Raw genomic sequence first — 21,424 nt, 5'->3', positions numbered from 1 at the left:
TGTCGGCTAGCGAAGTAATGGCACTCACCACGAATGCGTCCAGTACGTCACCAGGAAGGATTTCGGGAACAGCCGTCGGGCGAGCTCGGGGCTGGGGATGAATCGCTTGGAGAGCATCTCGCGCCGGAACAGGTCGTGAACGGCGTTGTTCCAATCCAGCGGATACCAAGCCGAGGGCTCCAGCAGAGTGATACTATCCGCCACCACGCTCGCCGGGTCCTGCACCTGCTCCAATACCCAAGCAGCCCGGGCGCGTACGGCCGCCTCACCCGCGGCAGTGTAGTAGTCGTAGGCATCCTTGACCAGAATCGGCCCGGTCAGGTCCTCCGGCCCGCGGCCGCGCATGGCATTGGTATCGCCGCACTCCCGGATTCGCTCGATCGCCATGGCGATCGCCAGCAGCCAGAACAGTTGCCGGGGAGCCGAAGCCATCATCGCGTTCGGCACCGAATGCGCGAACTGCGGATCGTCGCCCATGCGCCCCAGGACCACCTGCTTGCCGGTCAGCACCGGATCGAGCGGCTGCAGACATTCGGTGTCCAGGTCGGAATACAGTCCGCCGAAACGGAACAGAAAGAACAATCTCACGATGTCGGCGCGGAAGATCTCGCGGGGATAGCTGTCGTAGTAGGACAGGAACCACGGAAACTCCTCCGAGATGAATTCCCGGTTGTCACCATCGTCCCAGAGGATGTGTTCGTAATGCGGGTTGTGCTTGCGGAACGTCGCGCTCCAGTAGCGATAGTTCGTCGGCAGTTGGTTGCGCGTCTTCCAGGTCTGGAAAATGACGGGCGGAATGACACCGGCCGAAGCCACGCAGCTCGGCACGGCTCGTGGCGCCCTGGCTGAGCCGGTTTCGGCCTCGGGGGATGCGGCAGCAGCCGGGTCGCGCACGGCGTGCGGCAGGTGGCCCAGCAGCTTGCTGAGGGCAACCTGGTAGAGCATCGAATAGGACGATCCCGCCTTGAGCCCACGCCGGATGCGCGAGATCCGGCGCGCATAGGTTTCATGCAGCGAATTGCTTGTCATGGGGGGCGGCTGTTGTTCTTGGAATCGACGGCCAGGGTTGCAGTAGACGGCAGAGGCTCCCGCCCGACAGGCTGGCCTTGCCTGTCCGACGGGAGCCCATTTAGAGGCCCACTTTTGGTCGAGCCCGACTTTTGGTCGAGCGCTGCTCGGTTGCCGCTATTGTACGCTAATGACCGGAGGCATGGGGCGGACGACCGAAGTGCCACCGCCCGGGTACGCTCCGATGTCGCGTCCGTCGCTGCCGGCATTCTTGGCCGGCGAGCTGGACTTCAACGTGAAGTCGAAGCTGCTCGGCGCCACGAACTGCGGATCGCCGGTCAGGTCGCTCTGGCCGAAGCCGGTATAGGACTTCCAGCTGGACAGGCTCGACAGGCGCTGCTCCGAGGCATACTGCTGCAGACGGAACGAGACTTCCGGATAGAACAGGTTGTGGTCTTCCTTGACGAGCTCCGAACGCCATTCGCCGTACTGCGTGACGATGGCATCATCCACGTTGTAGAAGATGTTGTTCTGGACGACGATGTTTTCGAACCCCGAGGTGATCACGCCAGCCCAGCAGTTGGTGAGCACGTTGTTGCGCACGGTCAGGCCGCGGCTCGGGCTCGACGTTTCATTGCTGCTGCCGCGAATGCAGTTATCGCTCGCCGAGATCACGTTCTCGTAGACTTCCTGGTCGATGTGCGGAGGATTGCCGGCCGCGGAGATCGAATACCAGATACCCTGGGTCACGTCGCGGATCACGTTGCGGCGGATGATGAGACCTTTCTCGCCGCTGGACTTCTTGTGATAGATGCCGTTCGAGGCTTTGGAGATCGTGTTGCCCTCGATGATGCTGCGCTCCTGGTCGTAGCCATGGATGCCGGCGCCGTTCTGGTATTGGCGGCCGCCCACCTTGATGTCGGAAATGGTGTTGTTCGAGATGGTGCAGCCGGTGCAGGAGGACATGTAGACGCCGCCGACGTTCGAGCCTTCGTCGCCGTCACAGTTGGTGATGGTGTTGTTGTCGACCACGATGCGCTGCTTGGTCTGGTGATGGGTCATGTACACCCCACCCCATTTGCAGTCACGGATGGTGAAGCCGGTGATCTTCACGTCCGAGACCGTCCACAGCACGAAGCCGGCCGCCTGCAGATCCTGGTCGATGATGGCGGCACCCTTGGTCTCCGACATGATCGTGATCGGCGCCGACTGCGTGCCGGAGCGCTCGATGTGGATGCCATAATAACTTTCGCTGCCGGTGCGGTTCGGCTCCTTGTACGTGCCGGCACGCACGATGACCCGGTCTCCGGGCTTGGCGAGGTTGACGCCCGCCTGGATCGTTTTCTTGGGTGCCGAGCTGGAGCCGGCGTTGGAGTCCGAGCCGCTCGGAGAGACGTAGATGTCCGCCGCGTGAGCTGCGCCGACGAAGAGCAAGAAGAAAAGAAGTATTCTAGGAATTCGCATATTTGGGTATCCAGCGGCTATGTCTGATCCGGAAAAACATGCACCGAGCCCGTGGCAGCGCGGCTCGTTGATGGTGCAAGTCCAGCACACACGCGCAGCCTTTGCCAATCGTGCGTAATCTGCGACACAGTCGCGCAGCAACGACGCGTTTTACTGCCACGGGCGCGGCGAAGCTGTGAAATCCATCAAGCCGACCCATCGCAAAACTGTGACACAGTCGCTGAAATCCCAGAAAACAAACACCCCTGGGCGCCGGCCGCGGCGCCTGCCCAGTAAGCAGATCAGTCATGCCTAATCCTTCGCCTTATCTCTTCATCCTCAAAAATGGCCCGGTTTACGGGCTGGACGATTACGTCGCATATCAGATTCAGACCTTGTCTGAGGGCTTCGCGGGGGAGTTGTGGGTCGATGGCTCATTCAATGCCTCAAAAACCATCGGCCGCTTTCAGGCCAACGTGGTCCTCGAGGAGGACGGCGGCAGCCGTCTTGCGTTCAAATATCACTATTTCCGCAAGCTCCTCGCTCGTGCCCGAATCGTGGACCGCGAGGTGAGCGGCCCGAAGGTCGTGATCACCTACGACCCGTTCTTGAACGGCCTGATGGGCCACCTCATCAGCCGCGCCCTCGGCTGGCCGCTGATCGTCGAGGTCAACGGCGCCTTCGCCAATCCGGACAACTATGCCGATTCGTTCGGCTTCTTTGCTCGTACCTTCAAGCCCGCCCTGTCGCGACTCATCGGCCGCTTCGTCATCGGGCGCGCGCACGGCGTGCGCCTGCTGTTCAAGGAGCAACTGCAGGGGTTCGCCAGCACGAACCCGTCCTGTGTCGTCCGTCAATATTTCGACGCGGTGCCGCTCGATCGCTTCGCGCCCGGCCCGGAGGAACGTTTTCTATTGCACGTGGGCTTTCCATACCGGCGCAAAGGGGTGGATCTGCTGCTCGAGGCATTCGCCCGAGTCGGCGGCGAATTCCCCGACTGGAAACTGGTGCTGATCGGGCACGAGCTGCAGGACCACATCCCGGTCAACCCGCCGAACGTCGTGGTAATGAAGCCGATGCCGAATGCGGAGCTGGCAACCTGGATCTCGCGCTGTGCCGCGCTGGTGCTCGCCTCACGTTCGGAAGCGATGGGCCGGGTATTGATCGAGGCGGCGGCGGCGGCCAAACCGCGCATCGTCTCGAAGGTCGATGGCACTTATACGGTCGTGAATCACGACAGCGATGGGCTCTTGTTCGAGGCTGGAAACGTCGAGGCACTCGCGACGGCACTGCGCTCGATCATGCGGGACGAATCCCTGCGCCGCCGTCTCGGCGACACCGCGCGAACACGCGCCCTAACGGAGTTTGGTGCGGCCAGCTACCTTGGGCATGTCTCCTCCCTCGTCGGCGCCGTGCTCGCTGCGCACGGACCGCGCAGCTGAGGGCCTGGCCCCTTTGCGCGTAGGCTTGGAAGGAGCCACGTAACCCAAACTGATGGCAAGGCCGGCCATCATGAAAATCGGCGGTGCGTAGGTCTGCGAGATGAAAATTGCCGATGTGCCGTAGGCAAGCCAGCCCGAGCCCGCCGCAAAGGCCGCGAAGCGCTGCCAATCCGTAATGTTCTTGTCGTGGTAAATCGCACGCCGGCAGCGTGCGAGCATGATCACGATTATCAGCGCGTAGGGAATGGTGCCTGTTAAGCCGGTCTCCGCCAACACCGTGACGTAGGACGAGTGCGCCACACGGCCGGCGAGCGGCCGCCAGTAGTCGGGCTGGCCGAACTCCGGATTGAGGTTCTGCATCTCGCCGATACGCCACGGATAATTGTTCGGCCCCACTCCCAGCAGTGGGCTGCGCAGGAACATCTCCCAGCCCTTCTGCCAGCTGTAGATGCGCTCCTGGCGCGTCGTGTCGTCCTTGTTGTTGATCGACATGAAATCGGACTTGGTTTCCTCCGGCAGGAATGGAATGGCAACGACCGCCAGCACCGTGGCGATGAGCAGGCTGCGGAACAGCTTGCCGGAGAAGTAGGCGATTCCCAGCCCGCCAGCGATGAATCCCAGCATGCCGCCGCGCGAACCGGCCACCACGATGCCGAGCGCGCACACGCCGGCAACCGCCCAGGCCAGCCATTTGAACGGCCGGCGGCCCGGCGCCAGCCAATACGATAGTGCGATGCAGAAACCCAGGCCCAACGCACCGGCCATGTCGTTCTCGTCGCCCTGCCAGTCGCCCGGTCCCCTGCCGCCATGCGTCAGGCTGAAAATGGCACCCACTCCGAAGCTCAACAGGAAGATCGCGAAAATTCGGTTGCGGTACTTGTCCGATGTCAGCAGGATCGGCAACGCGATGACGTAGGCACAGATGTAGCTCACGACCGCGAACACGGTCCAGAACCATGAGTTGTGATTGACCACAACGATCAGACCGAAGACCAGCGAGCCGAGGAACCAGAGAAAACACCGCACCAGCGGATCGTTCTTGTGCGGGATGTTGTCATAACCGTAACGCAGCACGGCGTAGAACAGGAACCCGGTCGTCAGCACCCCCGGGCGGATGAGGCCGAGCACCGGAACGATGTCCTGAGGCCGCATCATCACCACGATCATGAACGCAGCGGTCGCAAAGAACAGCGTGTTCAGCTTGCTTTCCGCAAGCCGATCACGAGCCTTCACTGCTGCAGGAGCCGTCGTCGCTGTCATCGGGATGTCATCGCCCCATGCCCGACACCGGCTCCCAGCGCCTCCTCATACAGGGCCTGATAGCGCCGGCGGCAGGCATCGATCGAGAAGTACCATTCCTGCTCGCCCCTTTCCTGCTCGTCACGGGGCAGCCCCCGCGCCTCGTTGCCGGTTTGCGCACGACGTAACAAATGCCCGGCGATGCCGCGGCCAAGTGCCTCACAGTCGCCCGCGGGCGCCAGAAAGCCCTCGGCGCCGTTCTCGATCACTTCCGGAAGCCCGCCAACCGCGAAGGCAAAAATGGGAACACCCAGCGCGGCCGCCTCCAGCGCGGCAACCGGCAAGCCCTCATGATCGGAGGGCATCAACAAACCATCGCTTTCGGCGACCAGAGTAGGAACATTCTGGACAAAGCCGCGCATCTCGATACTCACGCCTGCAGGCAGCATTGCAAACTGGCTCCGCAGTGTATCGGCCAGCGGGCCGTCGCCGAGCAGCAGAATCCGCACGGAATGTCCGCTCACCCGGTGCAACTCCGTAGCAATGTCCGCAAGCCGATCGAAGCGCTTGACCGGCACCAGGCGACCCGCGGCCACCAGCCGAATCTCGTTCGCCGGACGCTGCAGCCGCATTGAATCCCGATCGCGTGAGGCTTCCCTCTTCACACGATCGGCATCGAGGCCATTGTGAACCACAGTGCAACGGGCCGGCCACAGATCTCGAGCCGCAGAGCTCTGCAGATCGCGAGATACGAGCGCCACGCGTCGCAGGAGCAGCGCAAGCGCGAATCGTTCGGCGCCACGTACCAGCGCATCACGGAGCTTACGCCCGCTGCGCAAGATCTCGGGCCGACCATGTACCGTGCCTACAGCCGTGCAGGAGATTCCTTTGCAGGCGAGCGCCACCCGAGTCAGTCCGCCCAGCATGTGTTCTTTGACGCGATGTGAATGAATCACCATCGGACGCGTCACCCGACAATAAGCTACGAGTTGCCGCAGCAAATCGCCAAAACCGCTGCGCGCTTCATCGAGCTGTAACACGGGAATTCCAGCGTCGCGCAACGCTTGCGCCAGGTGGCCATCATTGAGGACCGCGCAATGCGGCGCGAAAGAACCTTCTCTCGCCTGTGCGACGATCAAATCTCGCACCATCGCCTCTGCCCCGCCCCACAGATCTCCGGAGCAGACATGCACGACGACGCGGCTGCGCGGAGAGTCATGCATTCTCGAGTTGTCTGGTTGCCATGACTGCTGGCCCGGATCGAACTCCGCGCTGCCAGGCAAGCAGCATCGCAACACCCCAGATCCGACGCGCGTTCACGGCAGGACTTGCATCGAACCGACTCAGCATTGCAGCCACGCCTTGCGGCTCGAGCCCGGCATCGAGACAGGCATCGCGATCGAGCAGCAAGCTTCTCGACCAATCGCGCAACGGGCCGCGCAACCAAGCCTCTACGGGCACGGTAAAACCCATCTTCGGCCGTTCGAACAATTCGCGCGGGATGTGCCGCGCCAGCACTTCACGCAGCAGGAATTTCGACTGGCCGCCGCGGATCAAATGATCGTCCGGCTGCGTGCAAGCGAACTCGATCAGCTCACGGTCGAGCAGCGGCAGGCGTGCTTCGAGACTTGCTCGCATCGATGCACGATCGACTTTGGCCAGATTGTCACCGGGCAGGTAGTTGAAAAAATCCTCGGCCAGCATTGCACGCAACGGCCCCGCAGCGGCGCGCCACGGCTCGCCCTCTATCCTGCGGGCTTTCAATCCCAATGCAGCAAGCTCGCCATCGTCGAGCAACTGCATGGTGGCTCGATACGCATCGCCGGCCTGCGCCGGGCCGAAGAATCTTGCTGCACGCGACAGCACGGTAGCCAGCTGCGCCTGAGGCATGTCGGAGAGCAGCGCCCGCTCGAAACGACCGAACATCCCGGCGAGAACCGTACTTGCCTGCAGCACGCCCGCCGCAATGTTTCTTGAAAGCCCCGAGCGCCGGTACTTGAACAAGGTCAGCAGCTGGCGGTAGCGGTTGTAGCCGGCGAAGACTTCATCGCCACCGTCGCCCGACAGCACTACCGTGACGTGCTGCCGCGCCAGACGTGACATCGCCAGCACCGGAAAATACGACGCATTGGCCGTGGGCTCATCGGTCAGCGCAGCTTCCGTGGCAATGCTGTTCATGAGCTCCTGCGGCGGAATCTCGAGCACGTGATGAGCAAGCCCGAGATGCTGCGCGATCTGGCGCGCGTGATCGGACTCGTCAAACCCTTCTTCGCCGAACTTGACGGTGAATGCATCGACGCGCCGCGAGGCGACATCACGTACTTTGGAAGCAACCAGTGCCGAGTCGATGCCGCCGGACAAGAACACGCCCACCGGGACATCGCAGTCGAGCTGCTCGCGCACGGCGGTGGCGAGAATGTCATCGGTGCGTTGCACGGCATCCTCGATGCTCGTGGCGGGACCTGCGCTCGCGGCGACAGATTCGGGCAGGCGCCAGTAACGGCGCGCTCGCTCGATCATGAGTGTGCGTGCGCTCGCCGCGGTCGAGTCCGCCTCGCTCGTCCGGATCGTGGTGTAACAGCCCGCCGGCAGCTTGAATACACCTTGAACGAGCGAGAGCGGCTCGGGCACGTAGCCGAACTCGAGATAGCCGCGCACCGCTTCGGCATCGAGCGAGGAAGATACGAGACCCGTTCCGAGCAACGCTCGCAGCTCGGACGCAAACAGGAAGTGACCACGCGCCACTGCCCCCAATAACGGCTTCTCTCCTGCGCGATCCCGAGCCAGGTGCAACACGCGCTCGCGCTCATCCCACAAGGCGAACACGAAGGCACCGTCCATGCGTTGCAGGGCAGCTTCGATGCCCCACGCCTGCGTGGCTGCAAGGATGACCTCGGTATCCGAGCCGGACTGGAATTCGATACCCGCCGCTTCCAGCTCGGCGCGGATCGAACGAAAGTTGTAAATCTCGCCGTTGAAGCAGATGACCTGATGACCGCCGGCGCGTCGCATCGGCTGCTCTCCGCGCGGCGACAGATCGACGATGGCGAGGCGTCGGTGCGCGAATGCGACCCAGCCCTGTGGGTCGCTCCACAGTCCGCTTGCATCCGGCCCTCGATGCAACAGCGCGCCACTGATCGTCGCCGCAGTCTGCGCCAGCGCGAGCCGGCCGCGCGCCGCAGCTGTCAGGGCGACAATTCCACTAATCCCGCACATGATGTCCTTGCAGGCTCGCGACGACCGGGCCGCAGGCGGCCATTAGATCACTAATCATAATGGCTAGGGCGGTTGGGTCGGGCGGCACCCGACGCACGCGTTTCACGGACGACATCAAACAGCCAGCCATACGGCGAGAAGTACTGAGTCGGATCGATCGGCCAGCGCTCCACATACATCGCCCGCGCCGAGCTGTCCACGATCCCGCCGCGGCACAACGACATGCTGAGAAAACCGAGGCGCTGCGCAATTCCAGCGACCTCGTCCATCGAGTCGAAAGCGCGGCCGAAAGGAATGGCGAAGTGGCGCGGCACAGCGCCGAGCCGCGCATCCAGCTCATCACGGCAGCGGCGCAGCTCGCTCTCCGCCTCGTCGTGAGAGATCTGACCAAGATCGGCATGGGTCACTGTATGCACGCCGATGTCGTGGCCCGCCGCGGAAAGCTGCTCGACCTGCTGCCAGGTCATCCAGCGACTGCGCACGTTGGCGCGGACATCCCACGGCGTCTGTGTCTGCGAGTCGATGAATCCCGTGGTCACGAAAAACGTCGCCGGCAGCCGCCAGTGGCTCAACACCGGCAGCGCGAGCTCGGCGTTGTCGGCATAGCCATCGTCGAACGTGATACTGCATTCCCCACGCAAGGTGCGGCGCTCGGTCAAGCTGCCGATCACGTCGGTCAACGTCGCCGTCCGCAGGTGGCGTGCGAAGAATCCGCAATAGCGATCGAAATCCCGCACACTGCAACGCAGGGCGCTCTGCGAGCGCTCCGCAGTGATCGAGTGGAAAGCGACCACCACCGCCCTGCCCTGCAGCGCGCGCCGATGCGAGCCGGTCACCACCAGCAGGCGGCCAAGAATATCCTTGATGAGTTTGACGAGCGTCGTGCGCAGATTCTTCATGGCTGGCAGTTCGCCACGTGTCAGGTGACGAGCTGGGCGATCTTTCCGACCGCCCGATCGATGAGCTCGAACGCATGCACATAAGCCTGCGGCTCGCGCCCGTAAGGATCCCAGACCACGTTGAACTGGGGCAGCAGCAACGAGCTCATCAGGGCCACACGGCAGTTGGCCTCACGCGCCCGCGGTAACACGGAAAAAAAATGACGCAGCTGGGTCGCAATCACGATGTCGTTGTTATTGAGTTGCACGTCCTGCCAGCGGCTGGTCCGGTGCGGTTGCAGGTCCACACCCCGGCGCGCAGCCTCGGCAATGGCTACCGCGTCCGCAGGCAGGTCGGCCGTCGTATGCGTACCGCAGGAGATCGCATTCAGACCACGCGCGCGCGCCACGAACTCGGCGTACGGGCTGCGGCAGATATTACCAGTGCAGACGAATACCAGCCTTCCGGGTGCGCCCCAGGGGCGTGTAATATCCGCGCACAAGGAACTCGTAGCAAAGGCGCGTTCGACCAGTGGATACACTCTCTTGCGAACGCTCAGCATGATCTCTGATTACGACTGCGGAATGGCTTGCGATTATAGATTGGGGCGCCGGCCAGCACTATTTTTTTGGCTCCGCCGCGGGTGGCGGTGTGACCCGGATCTCAATTGACCAACACAGCGGCAGCCGTCGATAGCCCCATGCGTCCTGCTGCGATCGTGCTCGACGGCAACCAGCGTTCGGCACTGGCCACTGTCAGGTCGCTGGGACGACTCGGTATCCCGGTCATCGTGGCTGAGGCCCGGCCCCGCTCGCTCGCAGCCTCCTCCAGGTTCTGTGGTGCCTCCCTGGTCTGTCCCGACCCATCGGACCAGCCAGATGCATTCGCGCAGTGGCTCGCCGGGCTGGATCGACGATTTCCAGGTGCCGTCGTGATGCCCATGACGGATATCACCGTGCCGCTCGTGCTGCGAGCCGCGCCAGCCATGGGTTCCCTACGCACGGCGCTGCCGAGCCTGTCTGCCTATGAAACGGCCAGCGACAAATTCGCGTTATATAACTTGGCGCGCAACGCCGGCGTCCGGGCGCCGCAGACCTCGATTGTCTCTCGCGCCAACGTAGCGCAGCTCGATGTGCAGAGCCTGCGGTTTCCCGTGGTGGTCAAACCCCGCCTGTCGGCGCTGCGCCTCGCTGCGGGCGTCATCAAGCGTCCCGTGAGCTATGCGCACGACGCCCGGGCGCTGGAACATATGATCCGCACGCAACTGCTCGACGACTCGGACGAGCTGCTGCTGCAGGAACACGTTAGCGGCTTTGGCGCCGGCATCTTCGCGATCTACGACCACGGCAAACCGCTGTTCTTCTTCGCCCACCGGCGCATCCGCGAGAAGCCGCCCAGCGGCGGGGTCAGCGTCGTTTGCGAAAGCGCGCCCGTGACCGCCGACAGCATCTCGATTGCCCGCAGTCTGCTGGAACCATTGCAGTGGCACGGCGTGGCCATGGTCGAGCTGAAGGTCGACGCTGCCGGGCAGCCCTGGCTCATCGAGGTGAACGCACGCTTCTGGGGCTCGTTGCAACTCGCGGTCGATTGCGGAGCCCGGTTTCCCGACTATGTCTATCAGCTCGCGGCGGGCTTGCCGCTCGCGGTACCGAAGGAATACGCCGTCGGCCGGCGCTTGCGCTGGTGGTTGGGCGACCTCGACAACCTGTACCTCAGCCTGAAGAGTCGTGAACACACACCGACGCTCGGCGACAAGCTGAAGGCCATCGGCCGCTTTGCGTTGCCGTGGCAACCGGGCCTGCGCTATGAATTCGCCCGCCCGAGCGACCCGGCGCCCGCCGCCTTTGCGTTACGGCAGTATGTGGGCCAGATTCTGGGCCGTCATTGACGCCCACCCTGCACTGATAGCGATGGGCTGATTGCGATGGCCCTCGCAGACGGACCGACCTCAGGATACTCACAATGCGGACCTCACCAATCGAGCCGGAACGCAAGCCAGATGACCATGCCGGAGCCGCGCCATGAAGGCATGCGGAGCTTGTCGATGACGACCGCCGCGGGCGCCCCGGCAGCCGTCATGCACCTCATCGACACGGGCGGGCCCGGCGGAGCCGAAACCGTCTTTGCCGAGCTCTTGAGCCGCATCGGCCAGGGCACGCTGAATGCCTTCCCGATCGTGCCCAGGGAGGGCTGGCTTTCCGGTCAATTGCGCTCTCGCGGTTTCGAGCCTGTGATCCTCGAATCGCGTGGCTCGCTCAATGCAGGCTACTTCTCGGCACTGCTGAAGCTGGCGCGGCAGCGAAGGGTACGTCTCATCCACACGCACCTGCTGGGCTCGGGGGTGTACGGCGCCATGGTCGGACTGGCTGCGCGCGTGCCGGTCATCGCCGTCATGCATGGCCCCACCGATCTGCGCGCGCCCGGGCGTTTCGCCTCGATCAAGCGATGGCTGCTACGTCACGGCTGCTCGGCAATCGTGGCGGTTTCCACCAGCACTCGCGACGCGCTGGTGAGCTTCGGGATCGATTCAGGCGCGATCACGCTGATTCGCAATGGCGTGGATACCGCGCTGTTCTCGCCCGGCCGCGCCGAGGACCTGCGGCAGGAACTCGGCATCTCACCGGATGAGCTCGTCATAGGCGCGATCGGCAATATCCGCACACCAAAAGCGTATGACGTACTGCTCAAGGCCGCAAAGCTCGTGCTCGACCGTGTGCCGCGAGCCCGCTTTCTGGTCGTCGGTGAAGGCGACGAACAGGTACTGCAACCGTTGCTACAACTGCGTGCGCAGCTCGGCATCGAGGCACGATTTCAGTTTCTCGGCTTCCGCAAGAGCACCTCGACGCTGTATCACAACTTCGACGTGTTCGTCTCCAGCTCGCGAACTGAAGGCCTGTCGCTCTCCTTTCTTGAAGCCATGGCCACGGGGCGAGCGATCGTCGCGACACGCAGCGGCGGTGCCGAGGAAGGTATCGAGCCTGACGTGTCCGGTGTGCTCACGCCCATCGAGGACCCGCCTGCGCTTGCAGCCGCGCTCGAGCGCGTGCTGAATGATGCGGACCTTCGTCAACGCCTGGGCGAGGCCGCGCGTGCACGCGTCGTGCAATCATTCAGCCTGGAAGCGACTATCGGCGAATACGAAGCGCTCTATCGCAAGGTGCTGGCGCGAGGTCGTTGATCCGGCATGATGTTCACAACACACCGCTAAGACGCGCGAGAAAGCTCTCTGGACGATTGCTAACGTCCTCGTGCACACCGATGCGTCGGATACTCGCCGCATCCTGTGCCGGTGAATGCCAACCACTTTGGGTCGTGACGGCAGCAAGGTAATGCTTGCGCACCACTCGCAACGCCGCTGGCGTGAAATCGCCGTTGGGAAAACAGAACAGATCGATGGGCTGCGCGACGCGCGCTGCGATTTCGGCCCGCGATGTACCGATCTCCTGTTCGAGCACCGCATCCGATGCTCCTTCGCGGCAACGGAAATGTGTACGCGTGTGCGATCCGTAGCGGATCAGTCCGGAAGCCGACATCGCATGCAGCTCCTGTTCGTCCAGAATCGCGCGGCCCAACGCAGCGTAGGAACCCTGCCCCTGCGCCTCGGATAGCAACGCCTGAATCTCATCCTCCGGCAGTCCCTTGGCGAGTTCGATGGCGCGGTCCACGTGCTCCGCAATCCATTCGCCTCGCTCCGCTGCAGCTTCAAGCACGGGTGCGAGCAACTCGGCAAGTTTGCGGGGTAACTGCTTGCCCGATGAATCGATCGCCAGCAGCCGCGCAAGGCGATTCGGCCAGAACTCATCGCGCGTGCCGATCAAGCTCGACACCAGAAAAATAGTCGCGGGCACCTGCTGACGCTGCAGGACCGGAAAGCCGTGCACGTAGTTGTCACGCCACCCATCATCGAACGTGATGGCGCAAGCCAAGCGCGGCAGTGTCTGACCTGCGGCGGCCCGGCGCACCCAGTCATCCAGATGCACGGGCTCGAAGTGCGCCTTGAGCAGCGTCAAATGCATCTCGAGCGTCTGCGGCGATACATACATTCCCGGCTGCTCGAGCCTGCGTTCCGGATCATCCGGCGGCAGCACCCGGTGGTACATGAGCACGACCAAGCGGGGCCCGGGCACAGTCCGCCACAACAGCGCCGCCGATCGGGACACCACGTTCTCGGCCAGGCGTTTCAGTTGCTGCTTCAACTCGTCACCACGGCAGGCTGGGACTCACGAGCGGCCCCAATGCATTGGCGACAGGTAATGGCAGCCGCTGCCACACAGCCGTGGCGTACTGCATGATCCTTCCTTCGGCAGCCGGGCGCGCTGCCTGCTGGCCTTGCGGCTCCCGCTCCCAGCGATGCCAATACAGCTGCAATGGACGCGCGCCCCACTGCTTTTTGAACCGGTACGTCCCGCTGTCCATCGTCGAGCGGCCGAAATCGAATTGCGTGCAGCCTCGCGCTATAGCCGCGGTCAGCACCTCCCAATAGAGCTTCATGTTGAAGCCGGCGGGCTTGTCGTCCTGACGACAGCCCGCCCAGGGAATTTCGGCGCGACCATTGGAGAACACCAGGAAGCCGGCCGCCGCGGGCCGGTTGCCGCGATCCACGATCACCAGCTGGCACAGGTCAGGAAAGCGCTCCAAGATCGCCGCGAAGAATTTGCGGGGATAGACCGGCGTGCCGAGATCGCGCATGTTTCGACAGAACACGTCGTAGAAGTCATCGAGCAGTTCCACGCCGCCACAGCGCACCGCCGGACTCTCGCGATCGACGCGCTTGATCTGCGATCTGAGCTTCGCGCCAAGTTGTTTCGCCAGCAGCGCAGCATCGCCGGGCAGATCCAGAATCATGCTCACCTTGTCCGTGCGCACGAGCCATTGCCCTGCGCGTGGCTCAACGTCACGAAACTCGAGGTACTTGCAGCTCAGCTCGATCGCCAGTGCACGCGCTGCTTCCATGAGCTGCGCGCTCACTTGAGACGAAGCGCTCACCGCGCCGCCATAGTTGAAGAACGGCACGGAGGTGAGAAAGCCACCGAAGATCAGGCTTTTCTGGTGCACCAGCGGCAATACGCCGCGTAGTGTGCCGGCTGCATCTCGCGCTTCGATGAAATATGCCCGATGCCCGAACACATCCTGCGCGAGCCGCGACCAGCCGCTGAGCGCATACACGCTCGCTGCTGGATGCGAACGAACGAAGCCATCCCAATCCTCACCTGGCCGCGGCAGCACGGCGATGGCGCAAGGCACTGCAGTGCCGGCGTCATGCGCAGGCGCTGGCGGACTTGCGGCATTCATTGGAGATAGGCGAGCGCCGGGTCGGATGCGGGATGCACGCGCTCGCTGTCCAGCAATCCCGTGTTCGCCAGAACATCGCGGACCGTGGTGAAGTGGAACTCGCTCAACAGCTGCCGGAGGCGCTGCTCACAGCGTTCGAGATTGGTGTAATGCCGCAGGCGCGAGCGTAAACCTACTTCGATACGCGGTTGCCCCGGATCGATTTCCCAGGGATGCAGATAAAACACGAACGGGCGTTGCAACTGCCGGTTGAGCTTGCGCAGGCCTGCTCGCAGCAGCCCATAGGGCAGCAGCCGGAAGTAGCCGCCACCGGAAACTGGCAGTCGCACCCCGAACATGTTCACCGTGGACATCGGAAACTCGATGATCTTGGCCCCGTTAGGCGCCGTGATGCGCGTGGGCACCTGCGGAGCATCGGGAATGCCGTATAGATCGTGCTTGATCGGAAAGATGCTCGAATCGTAGGTGAAGCCGGCCTCGCACAGCACATCGAGGGCCCACAGCGAGCGACGCGTGATCGAGTACGTGGCGGCACGATAGCCGTGCACTTGCACGCCGGTGATGTCCTCCAGCAGCGCCTTCGAATCTCGCGTCTCCTGCGTAAACTCCTCCAACGACTGCGTGTAGATGAGCTTGTGGCTCATGCCATGACAGGCGATCTCATGACCGGCCGCGTGAATCTGCCGTAGCAGCGCGGGACTGCGCTTGGCCACCCAGCCGAGGATGAAAAACGTCGCTTTGATACCGGCGGCATCGAACACCTCGAGCAACCGCTGAGTGTTGCCCTCGGTCCGATATTCCATGCTGTCCCACTGCGAGCGTGGAATCGCACCCGACAATGCCGCGACGTGGAAGTAGTCCTCCACGTCGATGGACATTGCGTTGCGGATCGCTGCAGCGGGCACGCTCATTTCAGCCACCGACCCCCGCAAGTGCGCGCGGCTCGTCGATCTCGGCACGGCGCCGCAAGGACTCGACGCAACGCTGCGCGGTGCGGCCGTCCCAGTTGGACGGCGGCGTCCCCATCTTCCACGTTCCCTGCAGCGCCGCTTCCACGGTCGCTAGAATATCTTTGGGCTTGATCAGTCGATTCGACCCGTGCGTGACCGTCACCGGCCGCTCGGTGTTCTCGCGCAGTGTGAGACAGGGAATCCGCAGGTAGGTGGACTCCTCCTGCACTCCACCGGAATCCGTGATCACCGCGCTCGCGCCGACCACCAGGTTCATGAACTCGATGTAACCGAGCGGATCGGTCAGTCGCACCTGCCCGCAAGCGCTCAGCTTCTCCGCCAGGCCGAATTCCTGCAGACGGTTGCGCGTGCGCGGATGCACCGGGAAAACTAGCGGCAGCCGCGCGGACGTTGCGATCAGCTGCTCGACGATGACACCGAGCGTGGCTCGGTCATCGACGTTCGAAGGCCGGTGCAGCGTCACGACGCCGTACTTGGGCCAGTCCGCTACGAGCCGCGCGCGTGTGCCGTCCTGCTCGATCTGCCCGCGCAGCATCTCGTAGGAATCGATCATGATGTTGCCGACCTGTTCGATCTTCGCGGCCGCGACGCCTTCGGCGCGCAGGTTCTCGTCGGCATCGGGAGAAGGCGTCCACAGCACATCGGCGATCGCGTCGGTGACCAGCCGGTTGATCTCTTCCGGCATGCGCCGGTCGCGACTACGCAGCCCCGCCTCCAGGTGGATCACTGGAATCCACAGCTTCGCGCCGACCATCGCGCAGGCGGCGGTCGAATTCACATCGCCGACCACGACGATCCAGTCGGGGCGCTGTTCGAGACACACTTTCTCGTAGGCGATCATCACCGAGCCGGTCTGCTCGGCATGCGTGCCGCTGCCGATCCCGAGATGAAAATGCGGCGTGGGAATGCGCAGATCGCGGAAGAACGCATCCGACATGTTCGGATCGTAGTGCTGGCCCGTGTGCACCAGCCGCACCTCGCACCAAGGCTCCTGCTTCAGCTGGTGATACAGCGGCGCGATCTTCATGAAGTTCGGCCGCGCGGCCGCAATCAAATGGACGATCTTCTTATCGGTCACTGCAAGCCCCCCACTTGTCCCCGGGCAAGCACGTGGCCGTACCGTACGCCCAGCCAGGCGCGATTCTCGACGTAGCCGCCGCCGGCAAGCTCGCTATTGCGATCGACGCGCTCGATCTGCAGGTTGAACGACAGCTTTCTGGATGCCTGCCAGGAGAAGCCCAGCGCGCCGCTGGTCTCGACGTAATCGCCTGGTATGTTGCGTGCATCGTCCTCCTCCCTGCGGCCGAGCAATTCCACGCGCGTATTGGCGCTGAGCTCACGATAGATGGAGGCATCCACGAGCAGACGTGTACGGTCCGCGTTCCCCGCACCTTCATAAGTTTCCTCGAAGTGGGCGACACCCGCCCCCATGCCACTGCGACGCCCGACGAGTTGGTAATGCAGCGTCACGTACTCGTTGGTGAACGGATCGGAGCTTGGCAGCACCGTCTGGGTTCCTTGCGAAACCCCGGTAAGGCTCTGCTGCAGGCGAAAGACGTCGCCGGCATCGGAGAACTCGCGACCGAGCGTCAGTCCCAATTGCGACGCCTGGGTGAGCTGGCGATCGAGCGACAGGCGTAGCAACAAGCCCGAGCTTTCACGATCGGAATCCAGCGCGGTCAGGCGCGTGTAGCCAACTTCGAGGTTCGCGCGGGTGCGCGCCCCCTGCGCAATGAAGCCAAGCGAGGCTTCGTCGCGATCGTAGTCCACGTCGGGAACGTTCGCGTCGTATTCGGTTCTGTCGGTGCGCAGGTTCAACGACGCCACGCTTGAAGAAGACAGCTCGCGCTCGATCCCCACGCCGCCGCCGATGCGGTCGTGGTCGAACGGGCTGCGCTCGTAGTTGATGTTCGAGTAGCGGCCGTTCACGCGCAGCCGCGTGACGCTGCCGAGCCGTACAAACACATCGGGGCCGGTGGTGAAATAATTGACGTTCTCGCGCGTCTCTGGCGTCACCGCGGCGAACGGATCGGTCGTCACCTGACCGAAGTTGTCCTGCACGAACCATTCGAAGCGACCCGGGACCACGCCGAAGACAGCGGTTCCGTCGAGTCCGCCGACGACGTCGCTATCGAACTCATCGTCGAAGTAATACTCGTAGCCTACATCGGCGTTGACGCTGGCATTCAGACGCTGGCTCTGCCGCTCGTAGGTGAGCAGCACTGCAGTGCGGCTGTAAGTGCCCTCATCTTCGTCGACCGCCGTGCGACGGATATTGTCCGACCAGTTGATGCCGCCAAGCAGCCCAATATCGAAACTATGTTCGCGCAGCGGCTGGCCACCTCGGGTCGGTTGTACTGGCGCCTGCTGCGCCTGAGCCATGGCAGCACCGACCAGCGCCGCGATTGCCAGCGCGCTCCTGACGCAGCTCCCAAGATACGAGCGGTTCATCGTAGTTGTGCCCGTGCCGATTGATTAGGTGTTGTACGAAGTTGCAACGGTCTCGATCAGACAGGCGTGGGCGCCCGGTCGGCGTCGCCGTAGCCGTAGTAGTAGCCGCCAGGGGCGGCGGTACTCTGGTTCAGCACCAGCGAAATCGGCCGGCCTTCGCCCAGCTTCTCGATCGCATCGAGGACAGCCTGCTGCGGCGTGATGCCGGCTCGCACCACGAGCACGACCTGCCCAACCGACTGTGCCAACGCGCGGGATTCGGTCGTCAGCAGCAGCGGCGGCGAATCGATCAAGGCGATGCGCGCCGGATCGCGCGCCGCGAGTTGAGCGACCAGCTGATCCATTCGATGGCTGGCCAGCAGCTCGGTGGCCGTCTCGGAGCGGCGGCCGGCGGGCAGGATCTGCAGCCCAGGCACATCCGTCGGCAGAATCACCGATGCGAGGTCGATCGATTCATCGCGCAACACATCGAGCAGGCCCGGCTCGTTGGCCGCGCCGAAAATGGTGCTGATGTGAGGCTTGGCGACATCCGCATCGACGAGCAGCACTGAGATGTCTTTCTCCAGCGCCATGCTCAGGGCGAGATTCAACGACGTGAACGTCTTGCCCTCACCCGGCATCGCACTGCCCATCATGATGAATTGTCCACGCGGCAGTTTCTCGCCGCCGCGACCGGTGGCGTTGGCGATGAGCGGCCGCTTGATCTGGCGGAACTGATCCGCCAGCGCGCGCTCCTGATGCTCGGGCGGCAGCATCTCCATGCTGCGCAGTACATTGCGGTCCACGCGGATCTGCTTGTCGGTGCGGTGACGAGGCCGCTCCGGCAGCAACGGCTGCTCCTGCTCGACGGTGTCATCGAGGGTGCCAGCCTGCAGCGACGGAGCCGCGTCGGCAGCAGCACGGGCGACGCCCGCGGGACGCGACGGGTCGTTTGGCGGGCGCGCCGCCTGAATTTTCTTGAGAGCGATCTCAACCAGACTCATGTCGCATCCTCGAGGTGTGGCGCGTCAACCGATCAAACCACGCAGCAGCTGCGAACCGGCACCGCGGAACACAAACACGCCGGCAAACACCAGCACCAGCATGGCGGCCCCACCCGCGAAGGCCAGTTGCCGCACGCGCTGCTCGCTCTTGCGCTTGTCGAGCCAGGTCATGCTGACCGCCCCGAGCACCGTCAGGCCGGTCACTTCGGCCAGACTGCGCGCGTTGTTGAATACCGGACGTAGCCAGTGGAGCAGATAGGCAATGCCGCCGCCGCCGCCGAGACCCAGCAACAGGACCATGGCCAGCATCTGCGGGCGATTGGGCGCCACGGGCGTATAGCTGCTCGCCGGTGGATCGATCACTTCGAAGCGCAGGATGCCGCCGGTTTCCTCGGCCTCCTCCGACAGCCGAGCGCGCTCGAGGCGGTCGACCAGCGCGGAGTACTGGGCGCGCGTCACGTCGTAATCGCGATTCAAGTGCGCGAACTCGGCTTCGACTTCAGGAACAGTATCGACCAGCGCACGCAGCTCCTTGACCGTGCGCTGACGGTCATTGATCTGGCCGCGCAGCGCCGCGATCTCGACCTCCGCCTGATTCAGGCTGAGCTGAATGCTTTGGTACACCGGATTGGTCGCCATGCCGCCAGCGACGCGATCGCCACGCCGCAGGGCTTCGATTTCTTCCTTCTGACGCTGCTTCAGCTGCTCCAGTGTTTCGCGGGCCGCGATGACGTCCGGGTGCCGTTCGGTGAAGCGCAGCAACAGGTCATCGATGCGGCTCTGCGTCTCCTGAATACGCGAAGCGGTGTCGCCGCCGCCCACACCCACAGCAACGCCAGGTTGCCCGGGGGTAGCCGGTCGCACAGCGCCGCCGGGCGTCGTTGCAACGAACGGCACTGCCTGCTGCAGCTGACGCCGCAACTCGTCGCGGCGGCTGATCGTCACTTGCAGCGTCGCCTCGGCCTGTTTCACCAGGTCCATTTCGTTCTGCAGGCGCGTGAAGTAGTCGCCACCCTGGCCACCCGGCATCAGCCCGACGTTGCGCTTCTTGAACTCGGCCAGCCGCTGCTCGGCCTCCGACAGCCGGCGCTCGTAGTCGGCAATCTGCTCGCGCAGGAACTTACGCGCGTTCTCCGAGCCCTCGCGCTTGCCGCCCAGCGTGCCTTCCACCAGTGTGTTGAGGAGCTTGTCCACCACCTTCAGACTCATGTCGCGATCCGAGTCCTGATACGAGATGACGAACAGACCACCGCTGCTTTGGCGGTTCTCCTCCTGCGCTCCCCCCATGATCTGGATGCGTGCTCGCAGTTTGTCGATCAGCACGGAGAGCTCCTGCGGAGTGATAGCGCGCTGGGCGAGACCGGTTTCGCGCGCGACGCGCTCGAGTTGCGGCCGGCCGAGCATTGCCTGCCGCACCATATTGAGCTGCGAGTCCACGTCGCTGTTGATCGCCAGGCCCTCCAGCAGCGGTCGCAGCACGGTGCGTGTATCCACGAACACCCGTGCGCTGGCCTGATACATATCGGGCAACGAGAGCACCACGATCCAGCCGATCAGGCACAAGGCCCAGGCGGCAGCGAGCGCCATCCAGCGAAAGCGCCAGGCACCGCGTACCTCATCCAGAATTCGATCGATCATCGGACTCATGCGTCGATTGCTCGCGGACGCTAGAACAGGGACTCAGGCACGACCAGCACATCGCCCGGCCGCAGCTCGATGTTGTGCCGCATCTGGCCATCCTTCACCAGATCGTGCAGGCGGACCTTCAGCTCGCGCTGCTTGCCGCCCTCGTTGCGGACGATCTTGGCCCGGTTGCCTGCGGCGAACTGCCCCAGCCCGCCCACGGCGAGAATGGCATCGAGCACCGTCATACCCTCGCGATACGGCAGCGCTTGCGGCGTGGTCACCTGCCCGATGACCTTCACCTGGCTGAACGTGCTCACCGGCTGCGTGACGATGATGTTGACCTGCGGAGAGCGCACGTACTCGCCCAGTACGCGTTCGATATCGCGCGCGAGCACGGCCGGCGTCTTGCCGACGGCGACCATGTCTTCAACCAATGGCGTGGAAATCCTGCCATCCGGTCGCACCGGCACGGTGGCGGTGAGCTCGGGATGGCGCCAGACGAAAACCTGCAACGCATCGCCCGGGCCGATGACGTAACTGCCGCCGACCTTGTCTTCGGCGGGCAGGTGCGCCGGGGGCGCAGCCGATTCTTCGCCGCGTGCCTCGCCGCTCTGCGCGGCATTGGCCTGGGCCGCGGCGGGAGTCACAAAGGGGACACTGGCGAGCAAGCCCAGTCCCGCCACCATTGCGAGCAGCCGGAAGATACACATAACTTTATCCATGAAAGGTATCTGGCATGAAATAAGGTCCAGTGGAGCAGACAATTGGTTCATTGCGGCGTGCACAGACCTCGAATTACGACAAGAATATCAGAGGTTCCGTAAAGGGCTCCGAAGGTAGCCGCCCTGGCCGCAGATGCAAGGGCCGAAAGACC

General features: G+C 63.5%; 18 protein-coding genes. 3 read left to right on the top strand and 15 right to left on the bottom strand.

The window, feature by feature from the left end; all coding sequences use genetic code 11:
- Window positions 1-24 precede the first annotated feature (24 nt).
- Entirely contained in the window at window positions 25-1,029 is a 1,005-nt protein-coding gene (locus VGE08_RS13640; RefSeq protein ID WP_331068444.1) for a glycosyltransferase family 32 protein, read from the bottom strand.
- A gap of 156 nt (window positions 1,030-1,185) precedes the next feature.
- A complete protein-coding gene (locus tag VGE08_RS13635; protein ID WP_331068443.1) occupies window positions 1,186-2,472 on the bottom strand; it encodes a right-handed parallel beta-helix repeat-containing protein in 1,287 nt (428 codons plus the stop codon).
- A 287-nt stretch (window positions 2,473-2,759) separates the two neighbouring features.
- Here VGE08_RS13635 and VGE08_RS13630 point away from each other — a divergent pair, with 287 nt between their 5' ends.
- Window positions 2,760-3,893, top strand: coding sequence for a glycosyltransferase family 4 protein (locus VGE08_RS13630; RefSeq protein ID WP_331068442.1), 1,134 nt, complete (start codon window positions 2,760-2,762; stop codon window positions 3,891-3,893).
- Here VGE08_RS13630 and VGE08_RS13625 read toward each other — a convergent pair.
- Genes VGE08_RS13625 through VGE08_RS13605 form a run of 5 tightly spaced genes read right to left on the bottom strand, consistent with a single transcriptional unit; the run spans window position 3,807 to window position 9,789 of the window.
- Complete coding sequence (locus VGE08_RS13625; RefSeq protein ID WP_331068441.1) at window positions 3,807-5,153, bottom strand: O-antigen ligase family protein; 1,347 nt, start codon at window positions 5,151-5,153, stop codon at window positions 3,807-3,809. The two genes, VGE08_RS13630 and VGE08_RS13625, sit on opposite strands and share 87 nt — an antisense overlap.
- The gene (locus VGE08_RS13620) at window positions 5,150-6,355 is read right to left on the bottom strand and encodes a glycosyltransferase (RefSeq protein WP_331068440.1); all 1,206 of its coding nucleotides are present in this window, start codon (window positions 6,353-6,355) and stop codon (window positions 5,150-5,152) included. Before VGE08_RS13620 ends, VGE08_RS13625 begins: the two co-directional genes overlap by 4 nt.
- Complete coding sequence (gene asnB, locus VGE08_RS13615) at window positions 6,348-8,348, bottom strand: asparagine synthase (glutamine-hydrolyzing) (RefSeq protein WP_331068439.1); 2,001 nt, start codon at window positions 8,346-8,348, stop codon at window positions 6,348-6,350. Before asnB ends, VGE08_RS13620 begins: the two co-directional genes overlap by 8 nt.
- Before the next feature lie 50 nt (window positions 8,349-8,398).
- Window positions 8,399-9,247 (bottom strand): polysaccharide deacetylase family protein, encoded by an 849-nt coding sequence (locus VGE08_RS13610; RefSeq protein ID WP_331068438.1) that lies wholly within the window; start codon window positions 9,245-9,247, stop codon window positions 8,399-8,401.
- Window positions 9,248-9,267: 20 nt separating this feature from the next.
- Window positions 9,268-9,789, bottom strand: coding sequence for a hypothetical protein (locus VGE08_RS13605; RefSeq protein WP_331068437.1), 522 nt, complete (start codon window positions 9,787-9,789; stop codon window positions 9,268-9,270).
- A gap of 138 nt (window positions 9,790-9,927) precedes the next feature.
- On the opposite strand from VGE08_RS13605, the gene VGE08_RS13600 reads away from it, so the two are divergent.
- Together VGE08_RS13600 and VGE08_RS13595 are read left to right on the top strand one after the other, a co-directional pair.
- On the top strand, window positions 9,928-11,115 hold the full coding sequence (locus tag VGE08_RS13600) for an ATP-grasp domain-containing protein (protein ID WP_331068436.1): 1,188 nt from the start codon (window positions 9,928-9,930) through the stop codon (window positions 11,113-11,115).
- Window positions 11,116-11,271: 156 nt separating this feature from the next.
- Window positions 11,272-12,405, top strand: a complete 1,134-nt coding sequence (locus tag VGE08_RS13595; RefSeq protein WP_331068435.1) for a glycosyltransferase — start codon at window positions 11,272-11,274, stop codon at window positions 12,403-12,405.
- 13 nt (window positions 12,406-12,418) lie between these two features.
- On the opposite strand, the gene VGE08_RS13590 is transcribed toward VGE08_RS13595, so the two are convergent.
- From VGE08_RS13590 to VGE08_RS13555, 8 genes are read right to left on the bottom strand one after another with little or no spacing between them, the layout of a single operon-like run.
- Window positions 12,419-13,423 carry a polysaccharide deacetylase family protein gene (locus VGE08_RS13590; RefSeq protein WP_331068434.1) on the bottom strand — a complete coding sequence of 335 codons (1,005 nt, stop codon included), beginning with the start codon at window positions 13,421-13,423 and terminating at the stop codon, window positions 12,419-12,421.
- 4 nt (window positions 13,424-13,427) lie between these two features.
- Complete coding sequence (locus VGE08_RS13585; protein ID WP_331068433.1) at window positions 13,428-14,519, bottom strand: FemAB family XrtA/PEP-CTERM system-associated protein; 1,092 nt, start codon at window positions 14,517-14,519, stop codon at window positions 13,428-13,430.
- Window positions 14,516-15,430 carry an XrtA system polysaccharide deacetylase gene (locus tag VGE08_RS13580; protein ID WP_331068432.1) on the bottom strand — a complete coding sequence of 305 codons (915 nt, stop codon included), beginning with the start codon at window positions 15,428-15,430 and terminating at the stop codon, window positions 14,516-14,518. The genes VGE08_RS13585 and VGE08_RS13580 overlap by 4 nt, the downstream gene beginning before the upstream one ends.
- A 1-nt stretch (window position 15,431) precedes the next feature.
- Window positions 15,432-16,517: a non-hydrolyzing UDP-N-acetylglucosamine 2-epimerase gene (gene wecB / locus VGE08_RS13575; RefSeq protein WP_414717488.1), complete on the bottom strand. Its 1,086-nt coding sequence runs from the start codon at window positions 16,515-16,517 to the stop codon at window positions 15,432-15,434.
- 47 nt (window positions 16,518-16,564) lie between these two features.
- Complete coding sequence (locus VGE08_RS13570; RefSeq protein ID WP_331068430.1) at window positions 16,565-17,941, bottom strand: hypothetical protein; 1,377 nt, start codon at window positions 17,939-17,941, stop codon at window positions 16,565-16,567.
- 56 nt (window positions 17,942-17,997) lie between these two features.
- The gene (locus tag VGE08_RS13565; RefSeq protein WP_331068429.1) at window positions 17,998-18,924 is read right to left on the bottom strand and encodes an XrtA-associated tyrosine autokinase; all 927 of its coding nucleotides are present in this window, start codon (window positions 18,922-18,924) and stop codon (window positions 17,998-18,000) included.
- A gap of 24 nt (window positions 18,925-18,948) precedes the next feature.
- On the bottom strand, window positions 18,949-20,571 hold the full coding sequence (locus tag VGE08_RS13560; protein WP_331068428.1) for an XrtA system polysaccharide chain length determinant: 1,623 nt from the start codon (window positions 20,569-20,571) through the stop codon (window positions 18,949-18,951).
- A gap of 20 nt (window positions 20,572-20,591) precedes the next feature.
- Window positions 20,592-21,272, bottom strand: a complete 681-nt coding sequence (locus VGE08_RS13555; RefSeq protein ID WP_331068427.1) for an XrtA/PEP-CTERM system exopolysaccharide export protein — start codon at window positions 21,270-21,272, stop codon at window positions 20,592-20,594.
- Window positions 21,273-21,424: the final 152 nt, after the last annotated feature.

It is taken from the genome of Steroidobacter sp. (assembly GCF_036406195.1).
In the GTDB taxonomy this organism is placed as follows: Bacteria; Pseudomonadota; Gammaproteobacteria; order Steroidobacterales; family Steroidobacteraceae; genus Steroidobacter.
The sequence above is the reverse complement of the archived record's forward strand: the minus strand, read 5'-3'. Positions and strand labels throughout refer to the sequence as shown.

Bases quoted from the DNA above. Each gene is read 5' to 3' on its own strand.
- VGE08_RS13565 (WP_331068429.1), bottom strand. From the start codon at position 18,924: ATGAGTCTGGTTGAGATCGCTCTCAAGAAAATTCAGGCGGCGCGCCCG.
- VGE08_RS13600 (WP_331068436.1), top strand. From the start codon at position 9,928: ATGCGTCCTGCTGCGATCGTGCTCGACGGCAACCAGCGTTCGGCACTG.
- VGE08_RS13570 (WP_331068430.1), bottom strand. From the start codon at position 17,941: ATGAACCGCTCGTATCTTGGGAGCTGCGTCAGGAGCGCGCTGGCAATC.
- VGE08_RS13595 (WP_331068435.1), top strand. From the start codon at position 11,272: ATGACGACCGCCGCGGGCGCCCCGGCAGCCGTCATGCACCTCATCGAC.
- asnB (WP_331068439.1), bottom strand. From the start codon at position 8,348: ATGTGCGGGATTAGTGGAATTGTCGCCCTGACAGCTGCGGCGCGCGGC.
- VGE08_RS13585 (WP_331068433.1), bottom strand. From the start codon at position 14,519: ATGAATGCCGCAAGTCCGCCAGCGCCTGCGCATGACGCCGGCACTGCA.
- VGE08_RS13555 (WP_331068427.1), bottom strand. From the start codon at position 21,272: ATGGATAAAGTTATGTGTATCTTCCGGCTGCTCGCAATGGTGGCGGGA.
- VGE08_RS13625 (WP_331068441.1), bottom strand. From the start codon at position 5,153: ATGACAGCGACGACGGCTCCTGCAGCAGTGAAGGCTCGTGATCGGCTT.
- VGE08_RS13610 (WP_331068438.1), bottom strand. From the start codon at position 9,247: ATGAAGAATCTGCGCACGACGCTCGTCAAACTCATCAAGGATATTCTT.
- VGE08_RS13580 (WP_331068432.1), bottom strand. From the start codon at position 15,430: ATGAGCGTGCCCGCTGCAGCGATCCGCAACGCAATGTCCATCGACGTG.
- VGE08_RS13635 (WP_331068443.1), bottom strand. From the start codon at position 2,472: ATGCGAATTCCTAGAATACTTCTTTTCTTCTTGCTCTTCGTCGGCGCA.
- wecB (WP_414717488.1), bottom strand. From the start codon at position 16,517: ATGAAGATCGCGCCGCTGTATCACCAGCTGAAGCAGGAGCCTTGGTGC.
- VGE08_RS13560 (WP_331068428.1), bottom strand. From the start codon at position 20,571: ATGAGTCCGATGATCGATCGAATTCTGGATGAGGTACGCGGTGCCTGG.
- VGE08_RS13640 (WP_331068444.1), bottom strand. From the start codon at position 1,029: ATGACAAGCAATTCGCTGCATGAAACCTATGCGCGCCGGATCTCGCGC.
- VGE08_RS13605 (WP_331068437.1), bottom strand. From the start codon at position 9,789: ATGCTGAGCGTTCGCAAGAGAGTGTATCCACTGGTCGAACGCGCCTTT.
- VGE08_RS13630 (WP_331068442.1), top strand. From the start codon at position 2,760: ATGCCTAATCCTTCGCCTTATCTCTTCATCCTCAAAAATGGCCCGGTT.
- VGE08_RS13620 (WP_331068440.1), bottom strand. From the start codon at position 6,355: ATGCATGACTCTCCGCGCAGCCGCGTCGTCGTGCATGTCTGCTCCGGA.